The following is a 25,846-nucleotide window of genomic DNA, read 5'->3' as shown; positions in this document are numbered from 1 at the left end:
GCCTGATTGTTGAGTCATCATCGGACATACGCCAGCGTTTTACTGCTGACGGTCCAAATGCTTACGTCTCGAACGGAGAAACTTACGAGGCATCCAGCTTGTATCGGCCTTTATCGATAGGCCAGAATGTTAAACGCCGCCCGGTGGTCACTGACTACCAATCTGCTCCACCGGGCGGCCCGACAACAGAAGGAGACCTTCCGTGTCGTCTACGACGATACGCTATTCGGGCGTACCTGAAAACAGCCATTCCCGCGACTCCGCCGGGAGCCTCAACACCGATTCCGCCGCCTACACCGGGCCGACTTCCGTCCCGTCCCCGGCGGCCTCCACCGGTCCCGCACCGACCCCGACCGACCCCGCATCGCCGCACCACGAACCCGACCACCTGCGGCACAAGCCGGGCGACGACTGGGTCATCGACTGGAACCGTCCTTACGACGTGCTCGACCCGGGCCCGTTCGGCTCCCCCGGTTGGTTCCCCGACCGGCGCACCGGACGTCACCGCCGCGACGAGCTCCCCGACCCGATCACGTGGTCCGAAATCGAGGAGGACCCGGAGAAGGCCGCCTGGGCCGACGACGCCGAGGCCCTCTACGAGCGCCGCACCCGCATCACCCGGGCCCGCGAGGCCGCTGAAGCGGCCGAACTCGCCCGGCTGGCCAAGCTGGCCGGGCTTCGCAGGCCGGTCGGAGCGACTGGAACGGTCGGGTCCGCCGGAACCGCCGGAGCCACCGGAACCGTCCGAGCCGCCGGAGCCGTTGGAGCCGTCGACGCGGTCAACGCAGTCGAAGCCGCCGATGCCGCCGATGTGCCTGGAACAACCGACACCACCAGGTTGGCGGCGGTCAGCCGGGGGTCGATGGCGGGCGGGACTGCCGAATCGGTCGAGGCGAGCGAGGACGGCGGCTCGCGGGAACGGTCCCGGGGGCGGCGCGATGACCGTCGGCCTCCCGAGCCGCCGAGCGCGTCGGGTCGGCCCACTCCCGGGCCTCGCAAGGAGTCCCGGTTCTGGCCTGAGGTCGGGCGGCCCTCGCCCGGCGGTCCCGAGACGCCGCACCGGTTCGACAAGCTGCGGGAGGACGCCTGGGTCCGGTTCCTCGACAAGTCCACCGACCTCGCAGCGGCGCACCGAACGAAGGCCGACACCGCAAGCGAGGCAAGGACACCGAGCCGATTCGGTCGGTCCCTTCGGCGCATCTCCTGGCTGCTGCGCAAGACCACTCGCCCGACAGCGGCACCGGCGCCCGCCGGTCCTCCGGCGATCCCCTTGCCTCGCAAGGGTGACGACCGACCCGGCCCGGTTCCCGACTCGCGGCGCGAACGTGTGGACCGCACTGACCACGCCGTGCGGACCTCCCGGTTCGCACAGGCGATCCGGGGCGCACAGCGCGCACGCGGCGCGGGCTCGAACGCGAGCGCGCCGATCATCGATTTCGCCGGAGGTGCGGCATGGGCGTAGGAAGGCTTGCACCGCATCGTCTTCGAGCGAAATATGCGAGGGCGCTCGCCGAGATTCCACTGCCCGTGCGCACCACCTCGGGCCTGGATGCCAAGGCGCTGACGATGTTGGCGGAGGCGACGGTCGCCGGTCGGTCCGTCCAATTCGGAACGTTGACGGAGATGCCGAAGCTGTGGGTGGCGTTCGCCGAGGTCGACCCGCCGGTTCTGGGTTACCTCACGGGGCTCGCGGCGGGGAAACCGGAGCTGCACGTCACGGAGACGGCTCACCTGGAATGGGCGCGGACGGGCGGGAACTCGGCCGCGCTGAAGCGGGAGGCGATGACGGTCTGGGCTGCGGTCCAACGGGAATGCGAGGGATGAGCCGTGCACGATGAATCGACCAGGGCCTTGTATCGGGCTCATGCGACCGCGCGTCTGCGCGGCGACACGGCCGGGGCGCGCCGCCTCGCGGCGCGGCTCGGGCGGGAGGGGGAGGCGGCGCATCTGCTGTTCGTGCTGCACCTGCTGGCGTCGGTGGTGTTCGACGAGTTGGGGACCGCGCCGGACCCGTGTGACCTTGCCGAACTCACGAAGCGGTTGCACGACAAGCACTATCGGGAGGGCGGAACGTTCAGGGCGCTGCACGCCGAGGCGATGATCCGGGCCTGTTTCGATGAGGGCCATCTGCTCGCGGAGATTCCGTTCAACGAGCAGGCGGGGTACATGTGGGCGGTGATGGAGGAGCTGACGGAGCCCGGGATCAGCGACGCCGACCTCGCCGAGCACTTCGAGATGGCGGAGGAGGTGTGCTCGACGAGCTTCGTGGAGGCGTACGCAAGGGTGGCGCCGGAGGTTCCGGGAAGAGGGGTGCCGGCGGGCTCGGAAGCGCCGGGCAGTAAGGCGGGAGGTCGGGAGTGGCCGAGCGGTCCGGCGGGCGGGGAGCCGGTGCGGTCGGGGTCGGCCGCGCCGGAGCCGCCCGTGTCCGGGCCGGACGACCAGGAGGTCGGACCGCTCGAAGCGGCCCGGCCCGTCGATCCGATCGCCGCCGGGCAGGTTATGTCCGAGCGGGCACCGGCGCAGCCGTCGGCGTTCGGCGGGGCGGTTCGGCGGCCCGACAATAAAGAGGAGTGTGCGTCGTGAGTCCCGAGCAGTTGCACCGCAGACACATCAAGGCCCTTGCGGCCGCTGACCTCGATGCGGCTTCGAAGCTGCGGGCGCAGTTCGGGCCGCATGGGGACAAGATCGCGATCGATTACCTGCGGGCCATGGTCGCGGTGTGCGTCGAGTACCGGTTCGGGCCGGGGGCGGGGCTCGGGGCGGGGCCGGCGGATGCCGATGAGTTGGCCGCGTTCATGGCCGAGGTGCGGGAGGCGGATCGGCACACGGAGCCGCCGCCGGACTTCATGGCGGTGGAGGCGGCGGTGCGGGCCCTGTACGGGGAGCCGCATTTGATGGAGCCGCTGTCGGCGCGGGAGCGGAGCCGGGCGCTGTATCTGGTGCTGCGGCATCAGCTGGCCAGGTATCCGTGGCTGGCCGCGAACCTCGACCCGGTGATCGAACGGGCGAAGCAGGTGATGACGGTCTGGGTCCTCGGCTGAGGAAGGGGGCCGCATGTGTGGGGTGGGAACCGGCAAAGCCGGTTCCCACCCCACACATGTGAAGAGCGCAAGTGCTGCTCGGGAGGGTGAAGTGGCGCCCGCCCCACGGGGTCGGGCGTGTCGTGGCGCAGGGCCCCCCGATTCAACAATGACGCGGGGGTCCGACACTTCGGCAAAGGCAAAGGCAAACCGGCAAGTGGGGGGCGGTGTAAACACACGCTGGGAGCCACAGGCGAAGGTCGACGCGCAGCGGGAGAGAACCGGCTGGCGGCGCACGGCCCGCCGCGGATGGCGGGTCGGTGGCGAGGTGTCGGCCCACGGCACTCGGGCGGCAAGGCGCGGCAGACAACAGGGCGCGGCGGGCGGCGGCGATTGCGGGCTCAGCGCCTTCGGCCCGATTGCGAGCGCTGGGCCTCCGGCCCCCGGGGTCGGGCGTGTCGAGGCGCAGGACCCCCCCGATTCAACTGTGGCTCGGGGGTCCGACACTTCTCTCCTCTACGGATGCGCACCGGGCGGTGGCCGGCCATCGTTTTTTGAGCTCGTCCCTTGTGCCTCACTGGGCCTTCAATTGCTCCTGGGCGTTTCTGCGCCCGTCTCCGATAACCTCTTGCTTTCTCGCCACTTCCCTTTCCGATTCGCGCCCCACGCGTCCGCACCGACACTTCCGTGATCAACGGTTTCGAAAGTCGAAACCGTTGACGACGACCACATGAGCATCGTGCGAATATTCCCCGCACTCCGGTTCCGACCCCAATCATTGAATTTTCACAAAAAGAGCGGCGGGACACCGGCGAGTTGTCGGCATACCGACACTCGGGACTGCCCCTGAGAACGTTGCAAGATCATTCAGTGAACAACTTCTTCCGCTCCATGGAGAAAGACTGACATCACCGTTAACAAATCCGGGACCGTAACGGACCAGAAATGTTTCTTTCCGAATGAAAGAACGCCTTATCCACAGCCGCATTCCCGACCGCGCGCCGGATCCTCGATGCGCAGTCAAACGATTGCCCGATCACCGAAGCGGTGCACAGCGCCCGAAATCAAGTCCACTGAGGATCTAAGTGGGAGCGCGGTTTCCTTGTACACCAGGCTTGTACGCTCGCCTTCTGTTCGGAACCTTTAGCAACATCCGTTTATCGCCCCATTCACACTTCGAACCCGCCGCGATACCGGTAACGCCCGCTCCAGGTTCCATGATCGACTTCGGCTCGTCCCGAATCGCGTGTTTTCTGAGGCGTCCCCTGGGGCGGTTGATGCGCGAACCCCACTGCGCCCATATTGCCCGCGCTGTCACGACTTTCACACGCCGACCCGAGGTGAACGGCCCGAGAAGCCTCGAATCACCCGTGGCAGAGTTGCTATATGCTCGGCGAGTCGCGAAGCGCATACAGGCAATAACCACCTCCTCAAAACCCCAAACCCCGTCCTCTGAATCCGCGCGCCCGGCGCGGTGAATCAGCCTGCCGACCACCCCCGAATATCGATCTCCCTTGCAGTCGCCTGCCTTAAGGAACTGCGGGAAGGAACTGCGGAATCATGACCCAATCTGCCGTGCCGATGTCGTCGTCCCAGCAAGGTATGTACTTCGATTCCCACCTGCGAAAAGCAGCGGATTACCACGTCGTCCTTCACTTGAGGATCGAACCGGTCGAGTCCGAACGGTTCGAGCACGCCGTCCGCACGGTGACCGCCGAGCAGCCCGCGCTGCGCAGCGCCGTCCACATCGACCGCGCCGGCGTCTCCTACACCGTCGCCGAATCGGTCGCCCCGCCCGTCGTCTCGCACGACCTCCGCGGCCGCGAGCAGGACGCCGACGCCATCGCCGCCGAGGCCGCCGCTACCCCCTTCACCCTGGACGCGGCGCCCCTCTTCCGCATCGTCCACTGCAAGCTCGAAGACGAGGACCGCGTGGTCATCGTCTGCCACCACCTCATCGCCGACGGCCAGTCCGTCAGCCTCCTCGCCGAGCGCATCGTCTCCCTCGCCCGCGGCGTCGCCGACCCGCGCCTCTCGATCGCAGTCGACGCCGGATTCGACGCCTACCAGCGCAAGCAGGCCGTCGCCCCCTCCGACAAGCGCGCCGCCCGCCACCAGCGCTACTGGCACGAGAACCTCGCCCGGCAGGAGGCCCCCGACCTCTCGCACTGGATGCACCCCGGCGACACCGCCGAGGACGGCATCGGCCGCGAGATCCGGCTGCCGCTCGATCCCGCACTGCGCCAGGCCATCAGCGAATGCGCGAAGGAGGTCGAGGTCTCGGAGTACACGCTGTACCTCGCCACCTTCGGCCTCCTCCTCGGCCGGTACGCCCAGACCGACCACGTCTCGGTCGCCACCCCCTTCGCCGACCGCCCCGGCATCGAGATGGAGCAGTCCATCGGCTGCTTCATCAAGACCCTCCCGGTGCACCTCGACGTCCAAGCGCGCCAGACGATGCGCGCGATGTTCGAACGCGTCAGCGCCGAGATCGTCGGCAGTTGGAAGCACCTCGGCCACCCGCTCGCGCAGCTCCTCGGCGAGTACCCCGCCCTCGGCCGCGTCTACGACGTCACCTTCATCCACGACAGCTACCCCGACTACCCCGAAGGGGTGCTCGGCACCGTCCGGCAGGACCCGGTCCACTTCCCCGGCAAGCTCACCGTCCTGGTCGAACTGATCGGCGACCGCTCCGAGCTGGTGTTCCAGTACAAGGAATCCGCGCTCACCGCCGAGAAGGCCACCCGTTTCGCCCACCGCTACCTGGCGCTGCTCGAACAGGTCCCCGGCTCCCTCGACGCCCTCGTGGCCGACGTCGCCGCGCCCTTGGACGCCGAGTCCGAGGCGCTTTTGGCCTCCCTTGACGAATCGCACTTCTACGACTGGCACCCCCGCCACCTCGGCGAGGTCGTCCTGGAGAAGACCGCGGGGGACCCGGCGCGCGTCGCCTGGACCGACGAGACCCGCGAGTACACGAACGCGTGGGCCCACGACGCCGCCGTCCTGGTGCAGCGACGCCTCCTCGACGCGCTCGACCAGCGGGGCCGACCCGTCGCGGTCCTGCTGCCCCGCAGCGCGAACCTGCTCGCCGCGCTCTTCGGGACCATGCTCGCCGGAAGCGCCTACGTGCCGCTGTCGCACGGGATGCCCGCCCAGCGCACCGCCCAGATCTTCGGCGACGCCGGCATCGCGGCGGTCCTGACGACCTCCGACGCCGACATCGAACTGCCCGAAGGCGTCACGAGGCTGAACCTCGACCACTGGGAGGAGTTTTCGCGTCTGCGCAGTGGTCGGATCATCGGAGAAATTCCGGCAGCGGTCGACCGCGGTCCGGACGACGTGCTCTACATCGAGTACACGTCCGGCTCCACCGGGCAACCGAAGGGCGTCGTGGTCACCCACGCGAACGTCCAGAACACCGCGATGGACCTCGAACGCCGCTTCCCGCTCGGCCGCAACGACGTCTACCTGCTGAAGACCGCGTTCACCTTCGACATCTTCGGCACCGAGGTCTACGGCTGGCTCTTCGGCGAAGGGCGCCTCGCGATCCTCCCCGTCGGCCACGAGGGCGACGCGCCGGCCGTCATCGACGCGGTCCGCGAACAGCATGTGACGCACCTGAACTGCTCGCCGACGATGCTCCGCGTGATCCTCGACGCGGCCGAGGGCCGCACCGCCGACCTCGACCCGCTGCGGTACGTCTTCAGCGGCGGCGAGGCGCTGACGGCCGACATCGTGGAGCGGTTCTTCTCGCTCCGGCTGCGCTGCTCGCTGGAGAACGTGTACGGCCCGACCGAGGCGACCATGTGGGCCACGCACGGCACCGTCACCGCCGAGGACACCAGCGCCGTCGCCCCGATCGGCAAGCCCCTCAACGACTACCGCATCCTCATCCTCGACCGCGAGGGCCGCCGGTGCGGCGTGGACGCCCCCGGCGAGGTGTGCATCGCGGGCGCGGGCGTGGCCGTCGGGTACCTCAACCGCGACGAGCTCAACGCCGCCCAGTTCGTCGAGAACCCCTACTACGACCCGGAGACCGACCCGCCGCACCTGCGGCGCATGTACCGCACCGGCGACCTCGGCTATCTGCGCGCCGACGGGCGCTTCGCGTTCATCCGGCGCATCGACCGCCAGGTCAAGGTCGGCGGTGTCCGCATGGAACTCGGCGAGGTCGAGCAGGCGCTCCTGCGCGCCGAAGGCGTCGTGGAGGCCGCGGCGCTCGTGGACGACGCCGGGCCCGCCCCCCGGCTGGCCGGGTTCTTCACCGCCCGCGAGGGCGTCACGGTCGAGTCCGTGCGCGAGGCCTTGGCGCAGACGCTCATGTCCAACATGATCCCCTCGCCGCTGGTCAAGCTGGAGGCGCTGCCGACCTCGGCCGCAGGGAAACTCGACCGCCGGGCGCTCAAGGAGCTGCTGCCGCGGGGCGGCGCCGCGCAGGTCACGGCGGCGGCTTCGCCTGTGCAGGAACGAGTCGCCGAACTGTGGCGGCGCGTCCTGGGCCTCGCGGAGGTCGACGCCGAAGCCTCGTTCTTCGAGCAGGGCGGCAACTCGCTCAGCCTCATGAGCCTCCAGCAGGAACTGCGCGAGGAGTTCGGGCGGGAGATCCGGATCACCGAACTGCTCAAGCACCACAACGTCACCGCCCAGGCCCGGCTCCTGGGCGACGCCGCACCCGAGGCGGCCGAGGCCCGCGTCCACGCGAAGCGCGCGGGCGACATCGCGATCATCGGCATCGGCCTCCAAGTGCCCGGTGCCGGTGACGTGCAGGAGTTCTGGGCGAACCTCCGCGAAGGCGCGGAGTCGATCACCTTCTACGAGGACGAGGAGCTGCGCGCCCTCGGCGTGTCCGAGAGCGACCTGCGCGACCCCTCCTACGTCAAGGCCAAGGGCCGCCTTGCCGACGTCAACGTCTTCGACGACGCGCTCTTCCCGATCGCACCGGCCGAAGTGGACGTCACCTCGCCGCAACTGCGTTTGCTGTACAAGTGCTTCTGGCAGGCCTGCGAGGACGCCGGGTACGACCCGCGAGCGCTGCCGGGCCGGGTCGGGGTCTTCACGGGCGGGAACGACGACTTCGCCTGGTACCAGAAGGCGCTGCTGGAGGCCTCCGGGTTCGGCGACGCCTACCAGAACTTCACCCTGGCCACGAACCACTTCTTGAGCACCAGGCTCTCGTACCTGTTCGACCTCAAGGGACCGTCCATGTCGTCCCTCTCGGGCTGCTCGACCTCGCTGCTCACCGTGCACCAGGCCGTGCAGTCGCTGCGGGCCGGGGAATGCGACATGGCCGTGGCCGGCGGCGCGACCCTGGAGCTGCCCAACGAGGGCGGCTACCGGTACGTGGACGGCATGATGCTCTCCCCCGACGGCCACTGCCGCCCCTTCGACGCGGACGCGGGCGGGACCGTGTTCTCCAACGGGGCCGCGCTGCTGGTCCTCAAGCCGGTCGAGGCCGCGCTGCGGGACGGCGACCCGGTCTACGCGGTCGTGAAGGGCTCGGCGGTCGGCAACGACGGCGGGAACAAGCCCTCCTTCACCGCCCCGAGCGAGGACGGCCAGTACGAGACGATCCGCGCCGCGTACGAGTCCTCGGGGATCGACCCGGCCAGCGTCACCTACGTCGAGGCGCACGGCACCGGGACGCTCCTGGGCGACCCGATCGAGGTGGCCTCGCTCTCAAGGGTGTTCAAGGACAGCCCGAACGGCGCGTGCCTGCTCGGATCGGTGAAGGGCAACGTCGGGCACACCGACTCCGCCGCCGGATCGGTCGGCCTGAGCAAGGTCGCGCTGAGCCTCAAGCACCGCTACGTGCCCGGGACGCGCGGCTACGAGAACCCCAACCCGGCCGCCGACTTCGACGCGACCCCGTTCCGGGTCTCGGGCGACGGCCAGGTCTGGCGCGGCGAACTGCTGCGGGCGGGCGTGAACTCCTTCGGCGTCGGCGGCACGAACGTGCACATGATCGTCGAGGAGGCCCCGAACCTCGGGCCGACCGAGGACGGGCCGTTCGAGCTGCTCCAGTTCTCCGCGGCCACTCCCGAAGCGCTCGAACGCACCTCGGAGCGCGTGGTCCGCCACCTCGCCGGCGCCGACGTCTCCTTGAGCGACGCGGCCCTCACCCTCCGGGCCGGGCGCGCCGAACTGCCGCACCGCAAGACGATCGTCGCCGCCCGCGGGGAGGACCGGGACGCGTGGACGGCGCGGCTCGCCGCCGCAGCCACCGCCGAGGCCGATCCCGAAGCCGCCGAAGCCAGGACCGCCCTGCTGTTCTCCGGCCAGGGCAACCAGCACCACCGGATGGGCCTGGGGCTCTACCGGAGTGAGAGCGAAGCCGGAGCCGTCTACCGGCACTGGATGGACCAGCTCATCGGGTACCTCGCCGACGACGAGGCCGCCGAGTTCCGCGACCTGCTGTACGGCGAGGATGAGGACGACAATCGCGTCCACCGTACTGAATGGAGCCAGTTCGCGCTCTTCAGCACCCAGTACGCCATGGCGAAGGTCCTCGAGTCCTACGGCGTCCGGCCCGACCTGCTCATCGGGCACAGCATCGGCGAACTGACCGCCGCCGCCCTCGCGGGCGTCTGGAGCCTGGAGGACGCCGCGCGCCTCGTTCGCGAGCGCGGCAAGCTCATGCAGGCCCAGCGGCCCGGCGTCATGATCGCCGTGACCGCGCCGGCCGAGCGGGTCCGCGAGGCGATCAGGGGCCTGCCGGACGTGTGGGTCTCGCTCGACAACTCGGCCGAGCGCGCCGTCCTCGGCATGGCCAAGGAGGCCTTCGACGCCGTGGTCGACCGGCTCGAGGAGCAGGGCGTCCGCGGCAGCAGGCTGCACACCTCGCACGCCTTCCATACCCCGATGATGAACGGCGCGGCCGAGGCCTTTGCGGCGGTGCTGTCCACTGTCGACGCCAAGGACCCCTCGATCCCGATCGTCTCCAACCGGACGGGCCGGATCGTGCGGCCGGGCGAGATGACCGACCCGGCCTACTGGAGCGAGCACATCACCGACGAGGTGCGCTTCACCGAGAGCCTGCGGACCCTCCTTTCAGGAGAACCGCTCTTCGGGATCGAACTCGGCCCCGGCCGCAGCCTCACGACCTTCGCCCAGCACGACCCGCAGCGCACCGCCGGCCAGGTCTTCGTGAACGTGCTGCGCCACGCCATGGAGACCGTCGAGGACGAGGCGCACCTCCTGAACGCCCTCGGGACGCTGTGGAGCGCGGGGATGCCGCTCGACTGGAGCCGGCACGGCAGGGGCCGCAGGGTCTCCCTGCCCGGCTACGCCTTCGACCCGGTGCCGCACCCGCAGGACTTCGCGATCAGCGCCGAACCCGCGCCCGCGAAGGAGCAGCGGGTCACCACAGTCGCAGCCGGAGCCGATGCGCTGCAAGGCATCCGCGAGGCCTTCCGGCACGTGCTCGGGTACGAGGAGGTGGCCCCCGACGACGACTTCTTCGCCCTCGGCGGCGACTCGCTGAAGGCCACCGGGCTGTCGGCGCACCTCGCGAGCCAGGTCGGCATCGAGGTCACCGTGGCGGACATCTTCGCCTCCCCGACCCCCGCGGCCCTGGCCGAGCGCTTCCGGGACCAGGCCGCGACCGGCGGCCTCCAGAAGGCCCCGCACGCCGACCACCACCCGCTCAGCCCCGCCCAGACCCGCATGTACATCGCGGCGAAGATGGACCCGGGCCGGCTCATCTACAACATGCCCTCCGCGACGCTGCTGCAAGGCTCGCTCGACCCCGAGCGCGTCCGCACCGCAGTCCGGCGCCTGGTCGAGCGGCACGAGCCGCTGCGGACCACGTTCGCCCTGCGCGACGGCGAGATCCGGCAGCGGACCGCCGCGTTCTCGGCGGATGCCGAACCGCCGCTTCAGTTCACGAGCGGCGACCACATCGGCGAGGACGCCGTCAACGCGCTGCTGGAGCGGTTCGTGCGGCCCTTCGACCTGGAGCACGGCCCGCTGTTCCGCATGGAGATCGTGGACGGCGGCCCCGAAGGCAGCCTCCTGCTCTTCGACATCCACCACATCATCGCCGACGCGGTCTCCGCCGAAGTGCTCAGCCGCGACTTCAGCGAGCTGTACGTCGGGGAGCTCGAACCGCTCCCGTTGCAGTACACCGACTACGTCCACCACGTGCAGGAACGGGAGTCGAGCGAGGAACTCGCGCAATCGGAATCGCACCTGCTCGCCGCGCTCGCGGACGCGCCGACGCGCGACCTGCTGGCCCCCGACCACCCGAGGGGCCTGCGCGAGGCCGCGGCGGGCCGCGTCGCCCTGCACTTCGGGCCCGACCGCATCGAGGCGGTCAAGGCGCTCGCGGAGGCGCACAACGCGACCCCGTTCATGGTCATGCTCTCGGCCTGGGGCGCGGTCTTCTCGCGTTACGCCGAGAGCGAGGATCTCGTGATCGGCGCGCCGGTCACCGGCCGGACCCTGACCGAGACCCGCGAGATGGTCGGCATGTTCGTCAACATGATGCCGATCCGGTTGCGGCCCAGGGCCGAAGCGACCTTCGGGGACTACCTCGACGGGAGCCGGGCCTCGGTGCTCGACGGGCTGACGCACCAGGACGTGCCGTTCGACCGGCTCGTGGAGAAGCTCCACCTGGAGCGCACGCCCGGACGGCACCCGCTGTTCGACATCTCCTTCGACTACCACAACATGGACCACCACGAGGTGCGGATCGACGGGATCACCGCGCACCAGCTCGACCTGATGCCGCTGGCGGTCGGCATGGACCTCGTCATCACCTGCACCGAGGCGAGGGACGGCCTGACCGTCCACATCGACTACGCGGCGGACCTGTTCGACCGCAGCACGATCGACGGCCTCGCCGGGCACTTCGACGTGCTGCTGGACCGGGTCTGCGCCGACGACTCGCTGCCGCTGGCGGGCATCGCGCTGTACTCCGACGCGCAGCACGAGGCCATGGCGCCGAAGCCGGTGGAGGCGCCGTTCACGCCGATCCACGAACTCATCGCGGGCGTCGCCGCGGCCTCGCCCGAGGCCGTCGCGGTGATCGACGGCGACGGCGAGCGGTACACGTTCGCCGAACTCGACGGCCTCGCGAACGTCCAGGCCGCGCGGCTGCGCGAGGCAGGGCTCCGCACCGGCGAGCCCGTCGCGCTGTTCACCGTGCGGGACGTGAACCTCCTCATCGCCCAGCTCGCGATCCTCAAGGCGGGCGGGGCCTACGTGCCGCTCGACCCGACGCAGCCCGAGGCGCGGCACGAGGCGATCCTCGCCGACGTGAAGCCGCGCTTCGGCTTCGCGCCGAAGGGCCTCGCCTCGGCCTCGCGCCTCCCTGCGGTCGTCGACATCGGGACCTGCAAGGACGAGTCGCCGACGGGCTTCGACGCCCCGGCGGTCGGCCCCGACGACCCGATCTACCTCGTCTACACCTCCGGCTCCACCGGCGTCCCGAAGGGCATCGCCGTGCGGCACCGGGGCGTGCTGAACCTCTTCCGCGACCACCGCGAGCGGGCCCTGTTCGGTCCGGGCGACACCATCATCAGCCTGGCCGACCCGACGTTCGACATCTTCGCCTTCGAGAGCCTGATCCCGCTGGCCTCGGGCGCGTGCGTGCACATGTGCCCCACCGAGGACCAGAAGGACGCGGCGGCCATCGCGGCCCGGATCGCCGACTGCGGGGTCACCCACATCCAGACGCCGGTCTCGAAGATGGCCGCGCTGTACGGCAATCGGCGGTTCCGCTCGCAACTGCACCTGCTGCGCGTGGTCGTCTGCGGCGGCGAGCACTTCCCCGAGAGCCTGCTCCAGCAGCTCCAGGCCGAGACGCGGGCGCGGATCTTCAACATGTACGGCCCCACCGAGACCACGGTGACCGCCACGGTGAAGGAGCTGGGGCCGGGCGAGGCGGTGACCATCGGCAGCGCCGTCTCCGGCGCGGCCGTGCTGGTCGTCGGCGAGCACGGGATGCTCCAGCCCGACGGCGTGCCCGGCGAGATCTGCATCGCCGGTGAAGGACTCGGCCTGGGCTACACCAACAACCCCGAGGAGAACCGGCGCGCGTTCACCACGATCGCGGAGCTGCCGGGGGTGCCGGTCTACCGGACCAGCGACGTGGGCGTCCGGCTCGCGAACGGCGAGATCGTCCTCAAGGGACGCCTCGACCACCAGGTGAAGGTCAACGGCAACCGGATCGAACTCGGCGAGATCGAGAAGACCGCGATGCGCGCGGACGGCGTGTCCTACGCCGTCGCCGCCGTCGAGGACGGCGACCTGGTCCTGTACTACACCGCCCGGACCGAGACCGACCTCGCCGAGCCGATCAGGGCCCGCCTCGCCGAGGCGCTGCCCGTCTACATGCGACCCGGCCGGTACCACCGGCTGAAGGAGATGCCGAAACTGCACAACAACAAGGTCGACCGCAAGGCGCTGCGCAGCCCCGAGCGCGCGCCCGAAGCCGCGCCGGAACCGGTGGCGCCGTTCGCGTCGCTGCCGGCCGCCGCGCCCTCCGTGTCCGTGGTCCTCGAAGGCGTCCTCCTGGCCTGGGAGGCGGTGCTCGGCACTCCGGTGCGCCCCACCGACAACTTCTTCGACGTCGGCGGGAACTCCTACAAACTCATGCTCGTCAACAACCGCCTCGACACCACGCTGGGACTGGAAGTGCCGCTGGTGAAGCTGTTCGAGAACCCCACCCCGCAGAGCCTCGCCGAGGCCCTGGGTGAGCCTGGGACCGCCGCAGCGCCCGCCGAGACCGGCGCCGAGGCGATCTCCCTGGAGGACATCACCGGCGCCTGGGCCGTCGAGGAGCGGCCCGCCGACGAGCGCAAGATCGCCGTGATCGGCATGGCGGGCGTCCTCCCGGGCGCCTCCGGCATCGCCGAGCACTGGGCCAACCGCGCCGAGGGCGTCGTCAGCGTCTCCCGCTTCACGCGTGAGGAACTGCTCGCCGCTGGCGTGGACGAGAGCACTGTGGACGACCCGAGATACGTCAGCGCGCGCGGTTTCGTGGACGCGGGCACCTTCGACGCCGACTTCTTCCGCTACTCGGCGAAGGACGCCGAGGCCCTGGACCCGCAGGCCCGGCTCCTCCACGAGACCACTTGGCACGCTTTGGAGGACGCGGGATACGTGCCCGAGGAGTACTCGGGCGACATCGGGCTGTTCGTCGGCAGCGGCACCAACTTCGCGTGGATGGCCGGGTTCCTCGACCGCAAGGACGACCCGATCGGGGCGTTCGAGGCGATGACGCTCAACGAGAAAGACTTCCTCGCGACGCGGATCGCCTACAAGCTCGACCTGACCGGCCCGGCCGTGAACGTGCAGACCGCGTGCTCAACCTCGCTCGTGGCGATCCACGAGGCGGTGCGGTGCCTGCGCCAGGGCGGGGCGGACATGGCCCTCGCCGGCGGCGTGGCCCTCAACTTCCCCAGGAAGGAGGGCTACGCCTGGCACGAGGGCATGATCTTCAGCAAGGACGGCGTGTGCCGCCCGTTCGACCAGGGCGCCGACGGCACCGTGGCCGGGCAGGGCTGCGGCGTGGTGCTGCTCAAGCCGCTCGACAAGGCCATTGAGGACGGCGACCACGTCTACGCCGTGATCGCCGGGAGCGCCGCGAACAACGACGGCAACCGGAAGGTCGGGTACACCGCGCCGAGCGCGCAGGGGCAGAAGGAGGTCATCCGGGCCGCCCTCGCCGACGCCGGAGTGAACGCCGACGACATCGGCTACGTCGAGACCCACGGCACCGGGACCGGACTCGGCGACCCCATCGAGTACGGGGCCCTCTCGGCGGTCTACGGGAAGGGCGGGCCCTGCGCCATCGGCGCGGTCAAGGCCAACATCGGCCACCTCGACGCGGCCGCCGGGGTCGCGGGGTTCATCGGCGCCGTCGGCGTCCTGAGCCGCGGCGAGATCCCGCCCATGGCCAACTTCGACTCCATGAACGAGGCCATCGAGGCGTCGGGCTCGCTCTACGTGCCCACCGGCCCGGTCGCCCCCGAGGCCGGGGTGCGCATGGCCGCGGTGAGCTCATTCGGAATCGGCGGCACGAACGCGCACTTGATCCTCGAAGCGGCGCCGCCGCAGCAGGAACCGCCGCAGGAGGACGCCGGGGAGCACCTGTTCCCGGTGTCGGCCAGGACCGAGCGGTCGCGGCTGCGGATGCAGGAGGCCCTCGACGGACTGTCCGGGGTGTCCGCCCGGGACGTCTCGCACACCCTCGCCCGCGGCCGCGCCGAGTTCGACTCGCGCGCTGTCGCGATCAGCGCGGCCGGAAGGCCGCTGGAGTGGATCGAGCCCGCCGCGCCGCCACTGGCGTGGGAGGCCTCGGACCGGACCCGCATGTCCGTGTCCCGCACGCTCGCCGATGACGCGAGCGCCGCCGCGACCGGCTTCCGCGAGACGGTCGAACGAGAACTGCAAGTGTTCGACGCCCAGTTGCGCGGTGCACTGTGGAAGGCCGTGTTCGAGGCCCCGGCCTCGGAACCGGCGATCGAGCGGATCTCGCAGTTCGTGATCCGCCTGGCGCTCATCCGCGTCGCGGGCGTCGAGAGCCTGCACGCCCCGGCCGGTTCCGACCGGCTCGTGCGCATCGCGCAGGCCTTCGCCCTGGGCGGCATCGGGGCGGGCGAGGCGATGAAGGCCCTCAAGTCGGGCGCGGTCCCGACCGGCCTGCCCGAGCGGACGGGACCCGAACCGACCATCATGGATGGACCGGTCGAGGCGCGACTGCTGCGCCGCGTGCTCGCCTCGCGCTGGGTGCACCGCGGCGAGGTGGACCGAACCCTGTTCTGCACGAACGGGAAACGCATCCCGCTGCCGGGCTACGCGTTCGAGGAGCGGCGCTTCGTCTCCGACATCCGGCTCAGCGACCTGGGCCCGGTAGGCAAGGCCGGCACCGCCGTCGACGATGACGCGCCGAGACAGACCGCGGGCTCCTCCGATGACGTGCTCCGCGAAACGTGGACCGAACTGCTCGGCACCGCACCGGGACCCGATGACGACTTCCTCCAGTCGGGCGGCGACTCCTTGACCGCGGTGCACCTGTGCGCCCTGGTCGAGAAGCGGGCCGGACTCGCGCTCACCGTCGGGGAAGTCTTCGCCGACGCGCGCTACGACGCGATCCGCGCGCTCCTCGCGGGGAAGCGCGTCAACTCACCGGTGAAAACCCAAGCGGCCGTGGCGGTCCAGGCGACCTCGCCCGGGACCTCCCCGGCTTCCCCCGCGCAGAAGCGCATGTACGCCGTCTGCGCACTTCAGAACGACACCACCGCCTACAACCTCGCGATCGCCTACAAGGTCACCGGTGAACTCGACGCCGAGCGGCTCCGGTCGGTCCTGCGGCGGCTCGCCGAGCGGCACGACCAGCTCCGCACCGGCTTCCACCTCGAAGGCGGCGAACTCGTGCAGCGCGTTCGCCCCGAGGTCCCGGACCTCCTGTCGGTGATCGAGCTGACCGAGGCCGAGGCCCGGGCGCGGCTCGCGGCCGAGCCGCGGCCGTTCGACCTCGCCGCGGCCCCGCTCATGCGCGTCGAGGCCCTGTCGGTCGACGGGGAGATCCGCTACCTGCTCATCGACATGCACCACATCATCGGCGACCAGACCTCGCTCGCGATCCTCGCCGACGACCTCGCCCTCGCCCTGGCCGACGAGCCGCTGGCACCGGCGCCCATGCGCTACGCCGACTACGCGGAGGCCCTTGCGGCCCTCGAGGACTCGGGCGAGTTCGCCGAGGACGTCGCGTTCTTCACGTCGATGCTCGCCGACGACCTGCCGAAGCTCGAACTCCCGACCGACAAGACCCCGGCCGGGACGGCGACCTTCGACGGCGACCGCCGCAGCCTCGTCCTCGCCGCCGACCGGCGGACCGTGGCCGACCTGGCCCGCCGCTGCGGCGCGACCCCGTACATGGTGTTCGTGGCCGGGCTGACCAGGCTCCTGGGCCTGTACAGCGGGCAGCGCGAGTTCGTGATCGGCACGGCGGTCTCGGGCCGGTCCCTCCCCGGGACCGACCGCACCGTGGGCATGTTCGCGAACACGCTGCCGCTCAAGGTCACCGACGACGCCTCGCGCACGGTCGCGGAGGCGATCGGCGGGGCCCGGGACGACGCGCTCGCCGTGCTCGGCCACCAGAACGCGCCCTTCGAGGCGGTGCTGTCCGAACTGGACCTGCACCCGGGCGGCGAGACGCACCCGCTGTTCGACGTCCTGTTCAACTACGTGAGCACCGGGACCGAGGAGCTTGAGCTCGACGGCGTGCGCCTCGACGCCCTGCCTCCGGGCCGGATGAAGAGCCGGTACGCCCTGTCCTTCTCCGTGGCCGAACGGGAGGACGACTTCTCGATCGACATCGAGTACCGCACCGAGCTGTTCGAGGACGAGACCATCGCCCGCCTCGCCGGCCACCTGGACCGGCTGCTGCTGACGATGGCCGAGGACGCCGACCGGAAGGTCTCGGGGCTGCGCCTCGAACCCGACGAGGAGCACGAGCGGCGCCGGGCGGCGCTCACTGCGGCCGGTCCCGCGATCGAGGAGTCGCTGCTGGAGCGGACGGTCGCCTCGTTCGCGAGGCACGCCGACTTCCCGGCGCTGCGCTGGGACCGGGCCGAGTGGAGCTACGCGGACCTCGACCGGATCACCGATGAACTCGCCGGCGGCCTCCAGGCCGCGGGCGTCGGCGTCGGCGACTTCGTGCTGTGCCTGCTCGACCGCGGCCCCTGGCAGGTCTTCACCCGGGTGGCGCTCATGAAGTGCGGCGCGGTCGAGATCCCCTTGGACGCCAAGACCCCGGCCGACCGGATCGCGCAGACCCTTGAGGACAGCGGCGCGAAGACGGTGCTGTGCAACGACATCGAGGCGCACCCCTGGCCCGAGGACGTAGCGGCGCACCGGCCGGACCTGGTGCACGGCGACTACGAGGCCCCGGGCGGCGTCACGGCCCAGAGCCCGCTGATCATGATCTACACCTCCGGCACCACCGGGCAGCCGAAGGGGACCCTCGTCCCGCACGGCGGCGTGCTCAGCACGTGCGCGGACAACGGCTACATGGACTACGCCCCCGGCGAGCGCATCCTGCACCTCACCGGGTACACCTTCGATCCGTCCCTTCTGGACATCTACAGCGCGTTCCTCGCCGGGGCGACGCTCGTGATGGGCCGCCACGACCTGAACATGGACGTGAAGCTCCTGGCGGACTTCCTGCGCAACGAGCGGATCGACAAGGGCATCCTCATCACGGCGGTGTTCCACCTCCTCATGGCCGAGCACCCCGGCGCGATCGCGGGCATGTCCGCGCTGTACGTCGGCGGAGAGGCCATGCAGCCGTGGGCGGCCGAGCGCGCCTTCGAGGTGCTCGGCGCGGGCGGGCTCTACAACCTGTACGGGCCCACGGAGGCCTCGGTGTGCACCACCTACTTCCGGGTGGACGAGGCGCCGGCGTTCCAGCGGATGCCGATCGGCGTCCCGGCCCGAGGCCGCGAACTGTTCATCGTGCACCCGGACGGCACCGACGTGCCGCGCGGCGTGCCCGGGGAGCTATGCGTGGCGGGCCCGAGCGTGGCGATCGGGTACCACCGGCGCCCCGAGCTGACGGCCGAGAAGTTCACCGACGACCTCGGGGACCTCCCCGAGCGCGTGTACCGCACGGGCGACCGGGTGGTGCTGGACGACGCTGGCCGCATCGTCTACATCGACCGGATCGACCAGCAGGTCAAGCACGCCGGGTACCGGATCGAGCTCTCGGAGATCGAGCTGGTCCTCCAAGGCTGCGCGGGCGTGGTCGAGGCCGTGGTGATCCACACGAACGAGCGCAACGACAGCCGCCTCACCGCGTTCTACACCGGCGAGTCGGCGCCCGCCGAGGCCGAACTGCGGCAGTTCCTCTTGGGGAAGCTTCCGCGGTACATGGTGCCGCAGCGGCTGAACCGGATGCGGGAGCTGCCGCTGACCTCGCACGGCAAGGTCGACCGCAAGCTCCTGGCCGCGAACCTCGAACCCGCCCAGGCGCAGCCCGCGCCCGTCGCGGTACCCGTGCACGCGGCCGGCGCGAATCCCGAAGTCCTGGCGGCCTTCCGGGAAGTTCTCGGTGTGCCCGACCTGTCGGACACCGACGACTTCTTCCTAGCCGGGGCCCAGTCGCTCCAGGCGATCGCGGTGATCAGGCGCCTGCGCGAGTCCGGAGTGGACGTGGAAGTCGGCGACCTGTACCGGCACCCCACGGCCGCAGGCCTGTCGGTGGTGCTGCGACCGGCACCAGCAGTCGCACCGCAGGAACCTCGGGAACTGAAGACGCTTCCGGGCGAACAGCTCCGGCGGATGGTCGACTGGGCCGTCGAGGACGGCCGCAGGGTCGCGGCGGCCTTCGCGGCCGAGGCCCCGGCGTACCGCTTCGACATCGGCGCGGTCGCGAGGCTCCACCGGGCGACCGGCGCCGAGACCGGCGGCCTGATCCAGACGGTCGCGGGCCTCGAAGCGGCGGACGTGCAGGAGGCCGTCGCGAAGCTCGCGGCCCGGCACGAGGTCCTGCGGACCCGCTTCGACGGCGACCGGTTCGAAGTCCTCGAACCGGAGGCGTTCGCGCAACTGTCCACACTGGTGCCCGTCCAAGACCTGCGGCGGATCGACCGGGACCAGGTGCGCGAGTTCACCGACGCGCTCGCGTACGGCCTCCAGGCCGGTCCGTTCACCGACGGCCTGCTGTGGCGCTGCGTGATCGTCCAGGAGACCGACGACGCCCTGCGGCTGGTCTGGGCGTTCCACCACGGGATCTTCGACGGCTTCAGCGCGGGCCTCCTGCGGAGCGAACTGCCGCGCCTGGCGCGCGGGGAGCGGCTTCCGGAGCCCGAGCGGTACAGCGATTTCCTCCGCTCGGTCGAGTCGGACCAGGACTGGCGGTCCGAACTGGACGCGTTCGACTACGCGGCCTGGCTCGACGCGAACCGCACGGTGACGGCGGCGTTCGCGACCGCCCCGCCCGCGAACCGCCTCAGCGTCCCGCTCGAAGGCGAGCACCCGCTCAAGGCGGCGCTGAAGACGGTGCACGCCCAGCTCTCGGCGCTGACCGGATTGCAGCAGATCGCGGTCGGCCTCGTGACCGACTGCCGCCGCTGGAAGGACGAGGACTACGCCGACTGCGTCGGCGAGTTCCTCGACGTGGTTCCCGTGCTCCTGCAAGGGGACGGCGACCAGCCGATCGTGGCCGACCGGATCGCCGACGCGCAGGACCGCGGCGTGCACTTCGTGCACACCCTCTTCGGCGGTCCCGAACGCGAGGATCTGCCCAAGGAGCTGCGCGCGGCCTACCGCAACGATCGCGGGCGGCTCGACCTGGCACTGGTCAACTTCCAGGGCCACATCGACCCGGCCGACGTGCCCGAGGAGGCCGGCGACGCCGACGGGGACTCGCTGGCGACCGCGCACGTCAACGTGTGGCACGACGACGAGGCCCTGCACCTCGAATGGGTCGCCACCGACTCCTCGACCCGCGAACCGCAGGGAGACCCGCGATGACCAATCCGTCCATTGTGATCACCGGACTCTCCCTGCGGCTCCCCGGAGCCGCAGACCCGGACGAGTTCTGGAAGCTCCTCATCGACGGCGTCGACCGCACCGACACCGTCAGCGAGGACCGGCGGCTCCTCACCGGCGCTCCAAACTGGCGCGACGTCATCGGCGAGGTCGAGGGCATCGAGTTGTTCGACCCGGCGTTCTTCGGCATCGAGGACGACGAGGCGCGCTTCATGGACCCGCAGCACCGCAAGGTGATGGAGCTGTCCTACGACGCGGTGTGCGACGCCGGGCTCCTGGAGGCCGGGCGCGCCGAGGACCGCCGCTACGGGGTCTACATGGCGATGTGCACCAACTCCTACTACCCGCTGGTGTGCCGGTACATGGACGAGCACGGCATCGACGTGATGCACCCGCGGACCATCATGAACAGCATCAACAGCGCCCTCGCGGCGCGGGTCTCGCACCAGTACAACCTCACCGGCCCCGTGATGGCCGTGGACACCGCGTGCTCCTCCTTCCTCACCGCCCTGGCGCAGGCGGCCGACGCGATCCGCCACCAGGGGTGCCTCGGCGCGGTGGTCGGCGGGGTCAACGTGCTCAGCGCCCCGTACAGCACCATGCTGTGCAACTGCGGCGGGATCACCACGAGCCACCCGTTCACGCGGGTCTTCGACGAGGAGGCCGACGGGACGCTCATCGGCGAGGGCGCCGTGGTCTGCGTCCTCGAACGCGAGGACGTGGCCAGGCGGAAGAACCGCAAGATCTACGGGCGCGTCCTCGGCTACGCGATCAACAACGACGGCTCCTCGCTGAACATCATGGCGCCCAACCCCCGCGGGCAGGCGGACGTGATCCGCGACTGCTACGCCACGGGCCTGGACCACACCCGCGTCCGCTACATCGAGACCCACGGCACGGGCACGCGGATCGGCGACCCGATCGAGCTGCACGCGCTCGGGAAGGTCTACGAGCAGAAGGACTTCGGGGACGCGAAGGTCGGCATCGGCTCGGTCAAGGCCAACATCGGGCACCTGCTCGCGGCCGCCGGAGGCGCGGGACTCGCGAAGCTGCTCTTGAGCATCCGCAACGGGCAGATGGCCCCGAACCTGCACCTGAAGACCCTCAACCCGCTCCTGGAGCTGGAGGAGACGCCGTTCGAGGTGGTCACCGAGCCCCGCGAATGGCCCAAAGAGGACGGACGGCCGCGGGTCGGGGCGATCACCTCGCTAGGCCTCGGCGGCACGAACGTGCACTTCGTGATCGAGGAGGGCGAGCCCGAGCGCACCGGCGCGCCGCTTTCGACGCCGCTGCTGTGCCTCTCGGCCAAGACCGAGGACGCCCTGCGCCGCATGGTCGAAGACCTGCGGGGCCACCTCGCGGCGAACGACTGCGACCCGTACAACCTCGCCATGACCCTGGCCCGGTTCCGGCCGAGCCACGAATGGCGGGCCACGGTCCGACTCGACTTCGCGACCGGGGCGCTGACCGACCTGCGCACCACCGAGGTCGAGCTCCCGGTCCGCAGAGTCCTGTTGCGACAGACCCCGGCCACGCTCGCCCGGGAAGACCTCTTTCGCTCGCTCGCCGCCCGGGTCCGCGTCTCCGACGCCGACCCGGGCCGGTCCGAACTCGCCGTCGCCGTAAGCGACCCCGAAGACGCCGCCACCGTTGGCGAGCCCAAAGCCCCCGCACGCGAAGCCACCGACCAGACCCTCGTCCTCGATCCGCGGCTCTCGGACATCGAGACCGCCGCGGCGCTGTTCATGCGCGGCTGCCTCGTCGACTGGGAGCACTGCTTCCCCGACGGGACGGGGACGATCCTCACCCTCACCCGCTACCCGTTCGCCGAGCGGCCGCACTGGCTGCCGGTCTGAACGACCGCATCCCACCGATCCGAAAGGAAGCACCATGGACGAAGAGAACATCAAGGCCATCCTCACCAAGCTCATCGCCGCCGAACTCGCGCTCGCCCCCGGCGAGATCGACGAGCAGGCCAGCTTCATGAAGCTCGGCGTCTCCTCTGTGCAGGCGCTCAAGATCATCAACCGCCTCCGCAAGGAACTCGACGTGGACATCAACCCGGTGGCGCTCTTCGAGTTCAAGACCATCGAGGACATCAGCGCCTACCTCGCCGAGGAGTTCGACTGATCCGCCTCCGGCCGACCGAACCCCATTCCCAGCCGCCAACCCCCTTCAGCCGCAAAGGAGCATCGTGTCGCCAGCAGTAGCGCAGTCCGCCAACCTCGATTACCACGAAAGGCTCAAACGCCTCCTCCCCGGAGGCGTCCACTACAACTTCAACATGCCGTGGGAGGAAGTCCCGATCCACTTCGTGGACGGCAGGAAGAGCCGCCTGTTCGACATGGACGGCAACGAGTACCTCGACCTCTACGCCCGCTTCGGGGCCATGATCCTCGGGCACGGCAACGAGGAGTACCTCGACGCCCTCCAGGAGGCCATCGGGCGGGTCCTGTGCGTCAGCCACTGCGACTTCGACGCCGAGCCGCTCGAACTCATGAACGCCCACATCCCCTCGGCCGAGATGATCCGATTCGGACTGTCCGGCACCGAGATCCTCCAGACCGCGCTGCGGCTGGCCAGGGCCTACACCGGACGCAACCGCTTCCTGCGGTTCGAGAACCACTACCACGGCAACGCCGACAACATCATGGGCGGCAGGGTCACCGACCCGAAGCTTCCCGTCCCGGTCGACTTCCGCGGCGACTACAAGGGCACCGCCGGCCGCGCCACGGGCGTCATGGCCGACCAGTCGTACATGCTGCCGTGGAACGACACCGAGCGCCTCGAGGCGTTCTTCGCCGAGCACGGCGAGGAGCTGTCGAGCGTGCTCACCGAACCGGTCTGCGTCAACGGCGGATCGATCGAGCCGGCCCCCGGCTACCTGGAGCGCCTGCGCGCCCTGTGCACCGAGCACGGCGTCGTGCTCATCTTCGACGAGATGATCACCGGCGTGCGCATGGGCGTCGGCGGCGCGCAGAAGAAGCTCGGGGTCACGCCCGACCTCACCACCTTCGGCAAGGCCATCGGCGGCGGCGGCGTCCCCGTCTCCGCCCTCGTCGGCAAGCGCGAGATCATGGCGCTGCTGGAGAGCAAGAAGGTCATCCACGCCGGCACCTACAACGGCTACCCGCTCGGCAGCGCCGCCGTGAAGGCCACCTTCTCGATCCTCTCGCGCGACGACGAGGCCGTGCTCCACGCGATGCACCGCCGCGCCGCCGAACTCCAGTCGATCCTCGTGCGGGAGGCCCAGATAGCGGGCCTGCCGCTCATCGTCCAGGGCCCGCCCGGCGTGGCCTCGTTCCACTGCTGCGAGACGCCGCTCGAAAACCCCGGGCAGTACGACTTCGACCTGATGAGCAAGGACATCATCGTCGCCACGGCCCTCCAGCGGCACGGCGTGCTCATCTCCAGCATCTCCCGCATCTACCCGAACGCACAGCTCTCCGACGAGGACCTGGAGTTCTTCCAGATCCGCGCCCGAAAGGCGCTCGGCGAGGCCAAGCAGTCCATCGACGAGATCTTCTGAGTCCAGAAAGCGAGCGCACGGTGACCGTGTCCGAGACCTCCCCTGCCCTGAAACGACCCGCCAAGCCCTACACCAAGTACGTCGTCCTCTACCTGGCCCTGACCATCGGGTCGGTCTGGGCGCTGACCATCTTCTACCTGGCGGCCTTCGACTTCGCCGTCGCCACCCTGGGCGAGCTGCACCTGCGCAACCCGATCGTGGTCGTCATCCTGCACAGCCCGATGATCGCGGCCTTCCTCGTGTTCTTCCTCTACGACGGCTTCCGCGGCCTCGGGAACTTCTTCCGGACCCTGGTGCCGCGCAAGAAGGACCTGCTGTGGATACCCGCGCTCCTGGCGCTCATGTTCGGGTACATCTTCGCGATCCGCTACCTGTGCATCCTGTTCGGCATCGAGGTGCCCGCCGAGACCGAGACGCCCCTGGAGATGGTCCTGACCTTCCTGGAGCTGTTCTACGCCGAGGTCGGCATGGTCGCCATCGCCATCGGCTGGTTCGGGTTCTTCCTGCCGTTCATGCACCGCGTCACCGGCAAGCGGGTCCTCGCGGGCGTCTACACCGGCCTGGGCATCGCCGTCTTCGTGGCGCCGGGCAACGTGTTCGCCTCCTTCGACCTCGCGATCGCCTGGCCGCTGTACGCCGCGCAGCTGTGCGTCCTGTGCATCGGCATGAGCTTCCTGCTCAACCGGATGAAGGGCAACGTGCTGTTCTTCCTGCTGCCGTTCTGGGCCTCGGCCTCCGGCAGCGCGATGAAGCTCTACCTGTTCGCGATCCCCACCCAGTTCGTGCAGCTCACCGTGTTCGCGATCCTGACGCTGGTCCTGGTGCTCGTCCTCAAGCGACAGTCGCCGACCGGCGAGCTGGACGCGCCGTTCACCTTCCCGGACTACCTGGAGCGGGACTACACCCTCAAGGCCGGCGCGGTCTTCCCCGGCGTCGGGAACAAGAGCAAGGAGACCTCGAAGAGCACTGTGGACGCTCCCGAGGAGCCACAGCTCGCCGCCGCCCGCCAGGGGGACGACGGATGAGCACACCGCTGCTGTGGAACCTCCGCCCGTCGGAGACCGGCCGGCAGATCGTCATGTTCCCGTTCCTGGGCGGGTTCGGCGCCTCCTACAACCGCCTCGTCAAGGAGCTGAGCGGCGACTGGGACGTGTGGACGGTCAACCCTCCCGGGCACGGGCCCTCCACCGAACCGCCCTACCGGCGGCTCGTGTCGCTCGTCGACCGCTACCTCACGGCCCTGCGCGACGTGCTCAGGCCCGACGCGGTGTTCTTCGGGCACAGCATGGGCGGGGTCGTCGCCTACCACGTGATGCTCGCGATGGCCGCGCGTCCCTCCTTCGAGGGGCGGCGGCCCACCGACCTGGTGCTCTCGGCGTGCCGCGGGCCCCGGCGGCTCCAGATCGCCGGGAACGCGACGCTGCCGGAGCGCGAGCTCCTGGAGCGCCTGCTGGCCTTCGGCGCGATCCCGGCCGAGGTCGCCGAGGACCGGTCCCTGATCGACCTGTTCCTGCCCGCCTTCCGCGCCGATTACCAGGTGCTGGAGGACGCGCGGCGGATGCCGGTCGCGACGCTCGACGTCCGCGCCCGGCTCGTCCTCGGCAGCAACGACCCGCAGGCGCCGGCGAGCAGCTCGGCCGAATGGCAGGAGCACCTCGCCGAACCGATCCGGACCCACGTCCTCGACGGCGAGGAGCACATGTTCGTGCTCAGCGCCACCGGGAAGCTGGACCGGATCTTCGCCGAACTGCGCGACGCCGCGATGCCGCGCTCGTGAACGAGGCCACCCGGATGAACC

Annotated in this window: 10 protein-coding genes; all 10 read left to right on the top strand. The window is 70.2% G+C overall.

Features of this window, described 5'->3' with window-relative positions; translation table 11 throughout:
- The first annotated feature begins 202 nt into the window (after nucleotides 1-202).
- The 10 genes from IF12_RS0118070 (at nucleotide 203) to IF12_RS0118025 (ending at nucleotide 25,825) form a co-directional block, all read left to right on the top strand.
- Nucleotides 203-1,462, top strand: coding sequence for a hypothetical protein (locus tag IF12_RS0118070; RefSeq protein ID WP_030160882.1), 1,260 nt, complete (start codon nucleotides 203-205; stop codon nucleotides 1,460-1,462).
- 65 nt (nucleotides 1,463-1,527) lie between these two features.
- The gene (locus IF12_RS0118065; protein WP_030160880.1) at nucleotides 1,528-1,824 is read left to right on the top strand and encodes a hypothetical protein; all 297 of its coding nucleotides are present in this window, start codon (nucleotides 1,528-1,530) and stop codon (nucleotides 1,822-1,824) included.
- A 3-nt stretch (nucleotides 1,825-1,827) separates the two neighbouring features.
- Nucleotides 1,828-2,583 (top strand): hypothetical protein, encoded by a 756-nt coding sequence (locus tag IF12_RS0118060; protein ID WP_030160878.1) that lies wholly within the window; start codon nucleotides 1,828-1,830, stop codon nucleotides 2,581-2,583.
- Entirely contained in the window at nucleotides 2,580-3,041 is a 462-nt protein-coding gene (locus tag IF12_RS0118055; protein WP_030160876.1) for a hypothetical protein, read from the top strand. Before IF12_RS0118060 ends, IF12_RS0118055 begins: the two co-directional genes overlap by 4 nt.
- A 1,539-nt stretch (nucleotides 3,042-4,580) precedes the next feature.
- The gene (locus IF12_RS25810) at nucleotides 4,581-20,501 is read left to right on the top strand and encodes a non-ribosomal peptide synthetase/type I polyketide synthase (RefSeq protein WP_133884458.1); all 15,921 of its coding nucleotides are present in this window, start codon (nucleotides 4,581-4,583) and stop codon (nucleotides 20,499-20,501) included.
- Nucleotides 20,498-22,375 carry a polyketide synthase gene (locus IF12_RS23295; RefSeq protein WP_030160875.1) on the top strand — a complete coding sequence of 626 codons (1,878 nt, stop codon included), beginning with the start codon at nucleotides 20,498-20,500 and terminating at the stop codon, nucleotides 22,373-22,375. The genes IF12_RS25810 and IF12_RS23295 overlap by 4 nt, the downstream gene beginning before the upstream one ends.
- 34 nt (nucleotides 22,376-22,409) lie before the next feature.
- Nucleotides 22,410-22,649, top strand: coding sequence for an acyl carrier protein (locus IF12_RS0118040; protein WP_030160873.1), 240 nt, complete (start codon nucleotides 22,410-22,412; stop codon nucleotides 22,647-22,649).
- Nucleotides 22,650-22,713: 64 nt separating this feature from the next.
- Entirely contained in the window at nucleotides 22,714-24,048 is a 1,335-nt protein-coding gene (locus IF12_RS0118035) for an aspartate aminotransferase family protein (RefSeq protein ID WP_030160871.1), read from the top strand.
- A 20-nt stretch (nucleotides 24,049-24,068) separates the two neighbouring features.
- Nucleotides 24,069-25,073: a hypothetical protein gene (locus tag IF12_RS24350; RefSeq protein ID WP_051704560.1), complete on the top strand. Its 1,005-nt coding sequence runs from the start codon at nucleotides 24,069-24,071 to the stop codon at nucleotides 25,071-25,073.
- The gene (locus tag IF12_RS0118025) at nucleotides 25,070-25,825 is read left to right on the top strand and encodes a thioesterase II family protein (RefSeq protein WP_197034784.1); all 756 of its coding nucleotides are present in this window, start codon (nucleotides 25,070-25,072) and stop codon (nucleotides 25,823-25,825) included. The genes IF12_RS24350 and IF12_RS0118025 overlap by 4 nt, the downstream gene beginning before the upstream one ends.
- Nucleotides 25,826-25,846 lie beyond the last annotated feature (21 nt).

The organism is Glycomyces sp. NRRL B-16210 (genome assembly GCF_000719515.1).
Lineage (GTDB): Bacteria > Actinomycetota > Actinomycetes > Mycobacteriales > Micromonosporaceae > Glycomyces.
Note: the sequence above shows the minus strand (reverse complement) of the source record. Positions and strands in the feature narration are given on the sequence as shown.